At 61.7% G+C, this 12,664-nt stretch carries 9 protein-coding genes; 8 read left to right on the top strand and 1 reads right to left on the bottom strand.

The window, feature by feature from the left end:
• The first annotated feature begins 12 nt into the window (after positions 1-12).
• The gene (locus CAG02_RS02860) at positions 13-987 is read left to right on the top strand and encodes a hypothetical protein (protein WP_085708235.1); all 975 of its coding nucleotides are present in this window, start codon (positions 13-15) and stop codon (positions 985-987) included.
• A gap of 141 nt (positions 988-1,128) precedes the next feature.
• A complete protein-coding gene (locus CAG02_RS02855; protein WP_085708234.1) occupies positions 1,129-1,800 on the top strand; it encodes a DUF3313 domain-containing protein in 672 nt (223 codons plus the stop codon).
• Between the two features lie 60 nt (positions 1,801-1,860).
• On the opposite strand, the gene CAG02_RS02850 is transcribed toward CAG02_RS02855, so the two are convergent.
• Positions 1,861-2,286, bottom strand: coding sequence for a YciI family protein (locus CAG02_RS02850; protein WP_085708233.1), 426 nt, complete (start codon positions 2,284-2,286; stop codon positions 1,861-1,863).
• 133 nt (positions 2,287-2,419) lie between these two features.
• Between CAG02_RS02850 and CAG02_RS02845 the strand changes: the two genes are divergently transcribed.
• The 6 genes from CAG02_RS02845 to CAG02_RS02820 all read left to right on the top strand — a co-directional run bounded on the left by CAG02_RS02845 (position 2,420) and on the right by CAG02_RS02820 (position 12,664).
• Positions 2,420-2,863, top strand: a complete 444-nt coding sequence (locus CAG02_RS02845) for an SRPBCC family protein (protein ID WP_085708232.1) — start codon at positions 2,420-2,422, stop codon at positions 2,861-2,863.
• A gap of 132 nt (positions 2,864-2,995) precedes the next feature.
• The gene (gene tpx / locus CAG02_RS02840) at positions 2,996-3,496 is read left to right on the top strand and encodes a thiol peroxidase (protein ID WP_085708231.1); all 501 of its coding nucleotides are present in this window, start codon (positions 2,996-2,998) and stop codon (positions 3,494-3,496) included.
• 189 nt (positions 3,497-3,685) lie between these two features.
• Positions 3,686-4,993, top strand: coding sequence for an MdtA/MuxA family multidrug efflux RND transporter periplasmic adaptor subunit (locus CAG02_RS02835; RefSeq protein WP_085708230.1), 1,308 nt, complete (start codon positions 3,686-3,688; stop codon positions 4,991-4,993).
• A complete protein-coding gene (locus CAG02_RS02830; RefSeq protein WP_085708229.1) occupies positions 4,990-8,094 on the top strand; it encodes an MdtB/MuxB family multidrug efflux RND transporter permease subunit in 3,105 nt (1,034 codons plus the stop codon). Before CAG02_RS02835 ends, CAG02_RS02830 begins: the two co-directional genes overlap by 4 nt.
• Positions 8,091-11,198, top strand: coding sequence for an efflux RND transporter permease subunit (locus CAG02_RS02825; protein ID WP_085708228.1), 3,108 nt, complete (start codon positions 8,091-8,093; stop codon positions 11,196-11,198). The genes CAG02_RS02830 and CAG02_RS02825 overlap by 4 nt, the downstream gene beginning before the upstream one ends.
• Positions 11,195-12,664: an efflux transporter outer membrane subunit gene (locus tag CAG02_RS02820; RefSeq protein WP_085708227.1), complete on the top strand. Its 1,470-nt coding sequence runs from the start codon at positions 11,195-11,197 to the stop codon at positions 12,662-12,664. Before CAG02_RS02825 ends, CAG02_RS02820 begins: the two co-directional genes overlap by 4 nt.

Below are 12,664 nucleotides of genomic sequence, written 5' to 3'. Positions count from 1 at the left end.
GGAGTCTGATCAGTGGGTCCGGGCAAAAAGATTCTGGGCCTCACCGCGTTGCTTTTGATGCTGACGCTGTGGGCCGGTTACATCTACGTATTCAACGAAAACCGTGGCGGTCAGCTCGGCGGGGTCGGCGAAAGCACCGCGTGGTGCGGCACGCCGCCGTCCTCGGATGCGGCGCTGCTGGGCAAGGATCAACTGACCTTGCGCATCACCAACAACCTGCGCGGCGAGTTCATGCTCAGCGGTGCGGTGGTGGTGTCCGAACGCACCTTCAACCGCTACGACCTGGGTCGCAATGAACTGCGTCTGCGCCTGGAACCGTTGCAGTGGTCCTACGGCGTCACGCCGATCTTCCTTGAGCAAGTGAAGGTTCTGCCCCTGAGCCGCAACCTCGCCTCGACCGACAAAAGTGCTTTCGCCCAGCTCGAATCGCGCCCGATCGGCGTTCAGGGCCGGGTCACCGAGTTTCCTTTCGACACCTATCGTTATGGCTACAAGCCCGTCCTGTATTACGTCAAGGGCAACGAGCGCGTCGACCTGCGCTTCAAGAACATCACCACGCTGATGGAGATGTCCAACACCTTCACGCCGATCCAGAAGTACAACCGCGCCGACTACATCAACGAGAAAAACGTGATGGTCCGCGACGAGGACTACAAAGCCTACGGCCACCACGAGTGCGCGTTCAGCGTCGAGCGCAAAGGCGCGTTCAAGGTTGTGGTGCTGTTGATGTTGCTGGTGTTATGCCTGCCGTTGCTGCTGGTGTTCTACCGTGACGAGCCGGGGATCGACTTCCTCGCGACGCTGGTGGGCATCGGCGTAGTGCGCACGGTGCTGGTGGGGCCGGTGCAGGATTTCCAGCTGTACAACATCGACTTCCTGTTTGGCGCAGCGCTGCTGCTGGTGGGCACGGTGTCGCTGATCAAGGCGATGCGGCTTCACAGCCGGCGGGAGATGGCGTTGCGCAGTGGGGAGACGTCGACCTGGTGAATCTGATCTGAAATCGGGTTCTACCGTGCTTCAGGCCGGGGCGGGATTCATTTCCCGTCCGGCAAGCGCAAAGCCTGTGGTTTTAGCTATACCTGTAACTCCCCGATGCAATAAATCAGGCCTTCTGACAGGAGTTACAGCATGAAGCTAGCCCTAATGATGAGCACCCTGTGCATTGCCACGCTTGGCGTGGTGGGTTGCTCCAGCAAGACCGTCGCTCCGGATGAGTATTCAGGCTTCCTCAAGGACTACAGCCAACTCAAGGAGGCCAAGTCACCGTCCGGTGCCGAGGTGATGCGCTGGGTCGATCCCAAACTCGATATCAACAAGTTCACCAGCGTCTACATCGAACCGACTCAGCTCTATCCCAAGCCTCAGCCAACGGTAAAAATCCCGCAACAGACCCTCAACGGCATCACGGCTTACTATGATCAGGCGCTCAAGCGTGAAGTGGGCAAATCCCTGCCGTTGGCCAGCGGCCCCGGCCCGGGCGTGATCGTGGTGCGCGCGGCCATCACCGCCGTCAGCAGCAAGACCGAAGGTCTGCATGCCTATGAAGTGATCCCGATTGCCCTGGTGGCGGCAGCGGTCACGACCGCCAGCGGCAGTCGCGATCAGGAAACCACCCTGGCCACCGAAGCGGTGTTCATCGATGGCGGCAACAACAAGGTGGTAGCGCAGGTCGTGCGCAAGGGCACCGGCAAACCTCTGGAAAACGATTCTCAGGTCATGAAGGCCGATGACGTGAAAGCCGTGATCGATGGCTGGGCGTCGGACATGCACCAGTCCTATCTGAAAATGAAGTCCAGATAAGACGGGCCTGATGGCCTCCACGGCGTGAGTCGTGGAGGCCGGTTTGCGAGAACGGGGCTGTCAGTGCTTTTTGGCCTGTTCGCGAATCCGCTCTTCCTGCTCCCGCAGTTCCGGGGTGAACTCCGCACCAAAGTCTTCCGGGCAGAATATCTGACGAATTTCGATCTCGGCCTCGGTGCCCGGCATGGGATTAGGGCAGCGCTTGACCCACTCGATGGCTTCTTCCTTCGACTTCACGTCCCAGATCCAGTAACCGGCGATCAGCTCCTTGGTTTCGGCGAACGGGCCGTCGATCACGCTGCGTTTTTCGCCGCTGAAACGTACCCGGGCACCCTTGCTGCTCGGGTGCAGGCCATCGGCGGACACCAGAATGCCGGCCTTGGAAAGTTCTTCGTTGTAGTTGCCCATGTCGGTCAGCAACTGTTCGCTGGGCATCACGCCGGCTTCGGAATCCTGGCTGGCTTTGACAATGATCATGAAGCGCATGGTGTTTCTCCGTGAGAAATGGGGGGGATTCACTGCTTTGTCGAACGGCCAGGGCTTGAATCGACAGCTCGTTAAAGAAAAGATGCAGAACCGCGTTTTAACAAGCATCGCCTTCATACGGAATGTGTCCGCCATGCCCACCCTGGAACTCACCACGCTGATCCCCGATCGCACCCCGGAAGAAGTGCTCGATTTCTGTCTGGAGGGCGTCAATTTCCCGAAGATCTTTCCCGAACGCGTTACGCCGTTGGGGGATATCGACCAGAACAACCTGCGCATCGAGGAAGGCCGGCAATTTCGTTTCCGGCACTGGATGTTCAACCTGATCCCGTCGAACTGGACGGTGACGATCCGCGAAGTCGGCGACACGCATTTTGTCGATGAAATGCTCAAGGGGCCTTTGCGTGCCTTTCGTCATGAACATCGGGTGGCAGCGGGCGAGGGCGGTACGCTGTACACCGACCGCGTGACGTATTCGGCGATTGGCGGGGCGTTCAGCGAAGGACTGCTGGTGAACGGTTATATGCGACGGATCTTCGAGGCCCGGCATCGCAACATGCTGCAATTGCTCGGTTAGCGCTCAGGGTTGTATCCAATCCTGGGGGGTTACACATGACAATTTCAGTTCAGGCATAGGTCGTCGGACAATTTCGTGGTTAACTTCCGCCTCTTGCATGCTTTCCCAACAACGTTAAGAAGGACTCCGTTCATGGCTCAAGTCACTCTCAAAGGCAACCCGGTTCAAGTCAACGGCGAGCTGCCAAAAGCCGGTTCCAAGGCGCCAGCCTTTTCCCTGGTAGCCGGCAATCTGTCCGACGTCACCCTGAAAGACTTCGCCGGCAAGCGCAAAGTGCTGAATATCTTCCCAAGCGTCGATACTCCGACCTGCGCCACTTCCGTGCGCAAGTTCAACGCTCAGGCCAACGAACTGGCCAACACCGTGGTGCTGTGCATCTCGGCTGACCTGCCATTCGCCCAGGCCCGTTTCTGCGGCGCCGAAGGCCTGGAAAACGTACAGAACCTGTCGACCCTGCGTGGCGCCGAATTCATACAGAACTACGGCGTGGCCATCGCTGACGGCCCGCTGAAAGGCCTGACTGCCCGTGCGGTGGTTGTTCTGGACGAAAACGACAACGTGCTGCACAGCGAACTGGTCAAGGAAATCGCTGAAGAGCCGAACTACGATGCAGCGCTCGCTGTATTGAAGTAAGTGTTCTGAAATAAGCGCTTTTACAATTGTTAACGGCCTGGCCCTGTCCAGGCCGTTTTCATTTGTGTATCAGTGTTTTGGCTCACACCTTGAAACGTAAGTTGAAGGTAAATTGCCGGTAAAGCTGCTTTGCTTTACCCCCACCAGTGCTTATCGTTCAGCCTCCCGTAAAAGAAGCCCACGCGCCCAATGGTTAATCACTCCATGCAATCGTCTTCCCGAAACTCCCGTCGCTGGCTGCTGAGCCTGCTTGTCCTGCTGGTCATCGCCGGTCTGTGCTGGAAATTCTGGCCCGCCGGATCGACCCACAAGGAGGGCGGCGAGAAAGCCGCGGCCGGTCATACCGGTCGTTCGGGGATGATGCGTCCGGGCTTCGGCGGGGCGGGCGGGCCGATTCCGGTACGCGTGGCGCCGGCGGTCACCGGGGACTTCCCGCTGTACTACAAGGCGCTCGGCACCGTGACCGCGCTCAACACCATCAATGTGCGCAGCCGGGTCGGCGGCGAACTGGTGAAGATCTATTTCGAAGAAGGGCAGATGGTCAAGGCCGGCGACCTGCTGGCGGAGATCGACCCGCGCCCGTACCAGAACGCCTTGCTTCAGGCCGAAGGCACCTTGCTGCAGAATCAGGCTCAGCTGAAAAACGCCCAGGTCGATGTCGAGCGTTATCGTGGCCTGTATAAAGAGGACAGCATCGCCAAGCAGACCCTGGACACCGCCGAAGCACAGGTCGGTCAGTTCCTCGGCACCGTGAAGACCAATCAGGCGGCGGTCAACGACGCCAAGCTCAACCTTGAATTCACCAAGATCCGCGCACCGATTGCCGGTCGCGTCGGTCTGCGTCAACTCGACGTCGGCAACCTGGTGGCGGCCAATGACACCACGTTCCTCGCCGTCATCACCCAGACCCAACCTATCAGCGTGGTCTTCACGCTGCCGGAAAACACCCTGGAAACCGTACTGGCCCGCTACCACAGCGGCGCCAAACTGCCGGCCGAAGCCTGGGACCGTGGCGACACGAAAATTCAAGCCACTGGTGTGCTGCAAAGCCTCGACAACCAGATCGACGTGACCACCGGCACCCTGAAGTTCAAGGCGCGCTACGAAAACCGCGATCAGTCGCTGTTCCCCAACCAGTTCGTCAACGTCCACCTGTTGGCCGATACCCTCAAGGGTGTGGTGCTGGCACCGTCGGCAGCCATCCAGTTCGGCACCAACGGCACCTTCGTCTACGCACTGGACGGCGACAAGAAAGTCACCATCCGCCAGTTGAAGATCGGTGCCAGCGACGGGCAGAACACCGTGATCACCGAAGGCCTGGCCGCCGGCGACCGCGTGGTGCTGGAAGGCACCGACCGCTTGAAGGAAGGCAGTGAAGTGGAGGTGGTCAACGACAGTCAGGATGTACCCACCACGCCGACCGGACACCTGCAAGGCAAGTCCGCCGCCAGCGCACCTGATGCTGCCGTCACCGACAAGGCCAAGAAGGGCGCATGAACATTTCGCGTCTGTTCATCCTCCGCCCGGTCGCCACCACGCTGAGCATGCTGGCCATCGTGCTGGCCGGCCTGATCGCCTATCGCCTGCTGCCGGTTTCGGCTTTGCCGCAGGTGGATTACCCGACCATCCGCGTCATGACCTTGTACCCGGGCGCCAGTCCGGACGTGATGACCAGTGCCGTCACCGCGCCGCTTGAGCGCCAGTTCGGGCAGATGCCGGGCCTGACGCAAATGGCTTCGACCAGTTCCGGCGGCGCCTCGGTGCTGACTCTGCGTTTCAGCCTCGACATCAACATGGACGTCGCCGAACAGCAGGTGCAGGCCGCGATCAACGCAGCCACCAACCTGCTGCCGACCGATTTGCCGGCGCCGCCGGTGTACAACAAGGTCAACCCGGCGGACACCCCGGTGCTGACCCTGGCCATCACCTCCAAAACCATGCTGTTGCCCAAGCTCAACGATCTGGTCGATACGCGCATGGCGCAGAAGATCGCCCAGATCAGCGGCGTCGGCATGGTCAGCATCGCCGGCGGCCAGCGCCAGGCGGTGCGGATCAAGGTCAACCCGGAGGCACTGGCAGCCAACGGCCTGAACCTGTCGGACGTGCGCACGCTGATCGGCGCGTCCAACGTCAACCAGCCCAAGGGTAACTTCGACGGCCCGACCCGGGTGTCGATGCTCGACGCCAACGACCAGCTGACTTCGCCCAAGGACTACGCCAACCTGATCCTGGCCTACAAGAACGGCGCGCCGCTGCGGCTCAAGGATGTCGCGCAGATCGTCGACGGCGCCGAGAACGAGCGACTGGCGGCGTGGGCCAACCAGAATCAGGCGGTATTGCTGAACATCCAGCGTCAGCCGGGCGCCAACGTGATCGAAGTGGTCGACCGGATCAAGGCGCTGCTGCCGAGCATCACCGACAACCTGCCGGCCGGCCTCGAAGTGACCGTGCTGACCGACCGTACCCAGACCATCCGCGCCTCGGTCACCGACGTGCAGCACGAACTGCTGATCGCTATCGCGCTGGTGGTGATGGTGACGTTCCTGTTCCTGCGTCGGGCCAGCGCGACCATCATTCCTTCCGTGGCCGTGCCGCTGTCGCTGATCGGTACGTTCGGCGTGATGTACCTGGCCGGGTTCTCGGTCAACAACCTGACACTGATGGCTCTGACCATCGCCACCGGTTTCGTGGTCGACGATGCGATCGTGATGCTGGAGAACATTGCCCGCTTCATCGAAGAAGGCGACAGCCCGATGCAGGCTGCGCTCAAGGGCGCGAAGCAGATCGGCTTCACCCTGATTTCCCTGACCCTGTCGCTGATTGCGGTACTGATTCCGCTGCTGTTCATGGCCGATGTGGTGGGGCGGTTGTTCCGCGAGTTCGCCATCACCCTGGCGGTGGCGATCCTGATTTCCCTGGTGGTCTCGCTGACCCTGACGCCGATGATGTGCGCGCGTCTGCTCAAACGTGAGCCGGAAGAGCATGAACAGGGCCGTTTCTACCGGGCCAGTGGCGCGTTCATCGACTGGATGATCGCCGCCTACGGGCGCAAGTTGCAGTGGGTGCTCAAGCACCAGCCGCTGACCCTGCTGGTGGCCATCGGCACCCTGGCGCTGACCGTGTTCCTTTATATGGTGGTACCCAAGGGCTTCTTCCCGGTGCAGGACACCGGGGTGATCCAGGGCATTTCCGAAGCGCCGCAGTCGATTTCCTTTGCCGCCATGGGCGAGCGTCAACAGGCGCTGGCCAAGGTGATTCTCGAAGACCCGGCGGTGGAAAGCCTGTCGTCCTATATCGGCGTCGACGGTGACAACGCCACACTCAACAGCGGTCGTCTGCTGATCAACCTCAAGCCTCACGGTCAGCGTGATCTGACCGCCGCCGAGGTGATCACCCGCCTGCAGCCGCAACTGGACAAACTGGTGGGCATCCGTCTGTTCATGCAGCCGGTGCAGGACCTGACCATCGAAGACCGTGTCAGCCGCACCCAATACCAGTTCAGCATGTCTTCGCCGGACGCCGAACTGCTCAGCCTGTGGAGCGGACGTTTGGTCGAGGCACTGGCCCAGCGCCCGGAACTGACCGACGTCGCCAGCGATTTGCAGGACAAGGGGTTGCAGGTGTTTCTGGTGATCGACCGTGACGCGGCCTCGCGCCTTGGCGTGTCGGTGGCGAACATCACCGACGCACTGTACGACGCCTTCGGCCAGCGGCAGATCTCGACCATCTACACCCAGGCCAGCCAGTACCGCGTGGTGCTGCAGGCCCAGGCCGGGGAGAAGATCGGCCCGCAGGCGCTGGATCAGATTCACGTCAAGACCACCGATGGCGGACAGGTGCGGTTGTCGAGCCTGGCCCATGTCGAGGAGCGTCAGGCGCAACTGGCAATTACTCACATCGGCCAGTTCCCGGCGGTGATGATGTCCTTCAACCTGGCCCACGGCGTGGCGCTGGGGCATGCGGTGGACATCATCGAGCAGGTGCAAAAGGACATCGGCATGCCGATCGGCGTGCAGACCCAGTTCCAGGGCGCGGCCGAAGCCTTCCAGGCCTCGCTGTCGAGCACCTTGCTGCTGATCCTGGCGGCGGTGGTGACCATGTACATCGTGCTGGGCGTGCTCTATGAGAGCTACATCCATCCGATCACCATTCTCTCGACCCTGCCGTCGGCGGCGGTCGGCGCCTTGCTGGCGCTGCTGCTCAGCGGCAATGACCTGGGCATGATCGCGATCATCGGCATCATCCTGCTGATCGGTATCGTCAAGAAGAACGCGATCATGATGATCGACTTCGCCCTCGACGCCGAGCGCAACCAGGGCATGGCGCCGGAACAGGCGATCTATCAGGCGGCGCTGCTGCGCTTCCGTCCGATCCTGATGACCACGCTGGCGGCGCTGTTCGGTGCGGTGCCGCTGATGCTGGCCACCGGTTCCGGTGCTGAATTGCGTCAGCCTCTGGGTCTGGTGATGGTCGGCGGATTGCTGCTGAGCCAGATCCTGACGCTGTTCACCACGCCGGTGATCTACCTGTACTTCGACCGCCTCGGTCGGCGCTGGGGCCGTGCGCCTTCGGCCGTGGAGCCGGTAGAACAGCCATGAACCTGTCCGGTCCTTTCATCAAACGCCCGGTGGCGACCATGCTCCTGAGCCTGGCGATCATGCTGCTGGGCGGCGTGAGCTTCGGCCTGCTGCCGGTGTCGCCGCTGCCACAAATGGACTTCCCGGTGATCGTGGTCCAGGCGAGCCTGCCCGGCGCGAGCCCGGAAGTCATGGCGTCCACTGTTGCGACGCCGCTGGAACGCTCGTTCGGCGCCATCGCCGGCGTCAACACCATGAGCAGCCGCTCCAGCCAGGGCTCGACCCGGGTCATTCTGCAATTCGACCTCGACCGCGACATCAACGGTGCGGCGCGGGAGGTGCAGGCGGCGATCAACGCTTCGCGCAACCTGTTGCCGAGCGGGATGCGCAGCATGCCGACCTACAAGAAGGTCAACCCGTCGCAAGCGCCGATCATGGTGCTGTCGCTGACTTCGGATGTTCTGGAAAAAGGCCAGCTCTATGACCTGGCCTCGACCATCCTGTCCCAGAGCCTGTCCCAGGTGCAGGGCGTCGGCGAAGTGCAGATCGGCGGCAGCTCGCTGCCGGCAGTGCGCATCGAACTCGAACCCCAGGCGCTGAACCAGTACGGCGTGGCGCTGGACGATGTGCGCAAGACCATCGCCGGCGCCAACGTCCGCCGACCGAAAGGCTCCGTCGAGGACGATCAGCGTCTGTGGCAGATCCAGGCCAACGACCAGCTGGAGAAAGCCAAGGACTACGAATCGCTGATCATCCACTACAACGGCGGTGCCGCCCTGCGTCTGAAGGACGTGGCCAAGGTCACCGACGGCGTGGAGGACCGCTACAACAGTGGTTTCTTCAACGATGACGCAGCGGTGCTGCTGGTGATCAACCGCCAGGCCGGCGCCAACATCATCGAGACGGTCAACGAGATCAAGGCGCAGTTGCCGGCATTGCAGGCCGTGCTGCCGGCCAGCGTGAAGCTGAATCTGGCGATGGACCGCTCGCCGGTGATCAAGGCCACTTTGCATGAAGCGGAAATGACTCTGCTGATCGCCGTGGCGCTGGTGATCCTGGTGGTGTTCCTGTTCCTCGGTAACTTCCGCGCTTCGCTGATCCCGACCCTGGCGGTGCCGGTGTCGCTGGTCGGTACCTTTGCGGTGATGTACCTCTACGGATTCTCGCTGAACAACCTGTCGCTGATGGCGCTGATTCTCGCCACCGGGCTGGTGGTGGACGATGCCATCGTGGTGTTGGAGAACATTTCCCGGCACATCGACGAAGGCGTCAAACCGATGAAGGCCGCGTATCTGGGGGCCAAGGAAGTCGGGTTCACCCTGCTGTCGATGAACGTGTCGCTGGTGGCGGTGTTCCTGTCGATCCTGTTCATGGGCGGGATCATCGAAAGCCTGTTCCGTGAGTTTTCCATCACCCTGGCCGCCGCCATCGTGGTGTCGCTGGTGGTTTCCCTGACCCTGACGCCAATGCTCTGCGCCCGCTGGCTGAAGCCGCACACGCCAGGCCAGGAAAACCGTCTGCAACGCTGGAGCCGTCGTACCAACGACTGGATGGTCGGCAAGTACGCCACCAGCCTCGATTGGGTGTTGCGTCACCGACGCCTGACATTGTTGAGCCTGATCATCACAGTCGGGGTCAATGTCGCGCTGTACGTGGTGGTGCCGAAGACGTTCCTGCCGCAACAGGACACCGGCCAGTTGATCGGTTTCGTGCGCGGTGACGACGGCCTGTCGTTCAGCGTGATGCAGCCGAAAATGGAGACCTTCCGCCGCGCCGTGCTCAAGGACGAAGCGGTCGAGAGCGTTGCCGGGTTCATCGGCGGCAACAACGGCACCAATAACGCCTTCATGCTGGTGCGCCTGAAGCCGATCAAGGACCGCAACATCTCGGCGCAGAAAGTCATCGAGCGCCTGCGCAAGGAAATGCCCAAGGTGCCTGGCGCGCAACTGATGCTGATGGCCGACCAGGACCTGCAATTTGGCGGCGGTCGCGAGCAGACCACTTCGCAGTACAGCTACATCCTGCAAAGCGGTGATCTGGGCGCCTTGCGCGAGTGGTACCCGAAAGTGGTCACCGCGTTGCGCGCCTTGCCCGAACTGACTGCCATCGACGCCCGCGAAGGGCGTGGTGCGCAGCAGGTGACATTGATCGTCGACCGCGACCAGGCCAAGCGTCTGGGCGTGGACATGAACATGGTCACCGCCGTGCTCAACAACGCCTACAGTCAGCGGCAGATTTCGACGATCTACGACAGCCTCAACCAGTACCAGGTGGTGATGGAGGTCAATCCGAAATACGCCCAGGACCCGGTCACCCTCAATCAGGTGCAGGTAATCACGGCCGATGGTGCGCGGATTCCGCTGTCGACCATTGCTCACTATGAAAGCAGCCTGGAAGACGACCGGGTCAGCCACGAAGGCCAGTTCGCCTCCGAGAGCATTTCCTTCGACATGGCCGAGGGCGTGACGGTGGAGAAGGGCAGTGCCGCTATCGAGCGGGCGATTGCCAAGGTCGGCTTGCCGGAAGACGTGATCGCGAAAATGGCCGGCACCGCCGATGCCTTCGCGGCCACCCAGAAGAGCCAGCCGTTCATGATCCTCGGCGCGCTGCTGGCGGTGTATCTGGTGTTGGGCGTGCTGTATGAAAGCTACATTCACCCGCTGACGATTCTGTCGACACTGCCGTCGGCCGGGGTCGGCGCGCTGCTGTCGATCTACGTGCTGGGCGGCGAGTTCAGCCTGATCTCGCTGCTCGGGCTGTTCCTGCTGATCGGTGTGGTGAAGAAGAACGCGATCCTGATGATCGACCTGGCGCTGCAACTGGAGCGTCATCAGGGCATGGCGCCGCTGGAGTCGATTCGCAGTGCCTGTCTGCAACGTCTGCGGCCGATCCTGATGACCACGCTGGCGGCGATTCTCGGCGCCTTGCCGTTGTTGCTGAGTCGCGCCGAAGGCGCGGAAATGCGCCAGCCGCTGGGCCTGACCATCATCGGCGGGCTGATCTTCAGCCAGATCCTGACCCTTTACACCACGCCTGTGGTTTACCTCTATCTCGACAAGGCCCGCCATCGCTTCAACAAATGGCGTGGCGTACGTACCGATGCCGCACTGGAAACTCCGCTATGAATGACCGTTCGCTTATCCAACTGGCCAGTGTTCGCGGCTCGCGTCTGCTGAGCCTGTCGCTGTGTGTGGCGATGCTCAGTGCGTGCGCCGTCGGCCCGGACTACCAGCGCCCGCAAACCGCCGAAGTCGCCCAATACAAAGAGGCCGAGGGCTGGCGTCAGGCCAGTCCGGCCGACTCTCTGGCCCGCGGCGCCTGGTGGGAGCTGTACGGCGACCGTCAGCTCAACGAGTTGATCGAGAAGCTCAACAGTTCCAACCAGACCGTCGCCCAGTCCGAGGCGCAGTACCGTCAAGCCCAGGCCCTGGTGCGCGACGCGCGCGGTGCGTTCTACCCGACGCTCGACCTGAGCTTGGGCAAGACCCGCTCCAGCCAGGGGACCGGCAGCAGCAGTTCGAGCCTGAGCAGTTCTTCCAGCGGTATTCGTGACACCTACAACGCCCAACTTGGCGTCAGTTGGGAAGCCGATGTCTGGGGCAAGTTGCGTCGTGGTCTGGAAGCCAATGAGGCCAGTGCTCAGGCCAGCTTCGCCGATCTGGCGGCGATGCGCCTGAGCCAGCAGTCGGAGCTGGTGCAGAACTACCTGCAATTACGCGTGATCGATCAGCAGAAGCGTTTGCTCGAGTCGACGGTGGAGGCCTACGAGCGTTCGCTGAAAATGACCCAGAACCAGTACAACGCCGGAATTTCCGGTCGTGATGCGGTGGCGCAGGCACAGACGCAGCTCAAATCCACCCAGGGCGATCTGGTGGACCTGATCTGGCAGCGGGCACAGTTCGAAAACGCCATCGCGGTGCTCACCGGCCAGCCGCCGGCACAGTTCAAGATTGCCGAAACCCAGGACATCCCGAAGCTGCCGCAGATTCCGTTGAGTCTGCCGTCGCAACTGCTGGAGCGGCGCCCGGACATCGCCTCGGCGGAACGCTCGGTCATCGCAGCGAACGCCAATATCGGTGTCGCGAAAGCGGCGTATTACCCGGACTTCAGTCTGAGCATGAGCGGCGGCTACAGCAGCAGTACTTCGCGGGATCTGATCAGTCTGCCGAACCGTTTCTGGTCGGTGGGGCCGAAAATGAGCCTGCCGCTGTTCGACGGCGGCCGTCGCTCGGCGGAAGTCGATCGCACCGAAGCGAAGTACGACGAGACCGTTGCCAAATACCGGCAGACCGTACTCGACGGCTTCCGCGAGGTGGAAAACTACCTGGTGCAGTTGAAGGTGTACGAGGACGAGGCGGCGGTACGCCAGGAGGCGCTGGATGCGGCGCGGGATTCTCTGCGTCTGACCCAGAATCAGTACAAGGCTGGGCTGATTGCCTACATCGACGTGGTGGTGGTGCAGGCGACAGCGCTGAGCAACGAGCGCACCGTGCTCAACATCCTGCAAAGTCGACTGATTGCCAGCGTGCAGTTGATTGCGGCGCTGGGCGGTGGCTGGGACGGGCAACTGGAAACCAGCCAGAATCCCTGA

Source organism: Pseudomonas sp. R43(2017), assembly GCF_002112345.1.
In the GTDB taxonomy this organism is placed as follows: domain Bacteria; phylum Pseudomonadota; class Gammaproteobacteria; order Pseudomonadales; family Pseudomonadaceae; genus Aquipseudomonas; species Aquipseudomonas kribbensis.
This window is presented reverse-complemented; position numbering and strand designations above follow the sequence as displayed.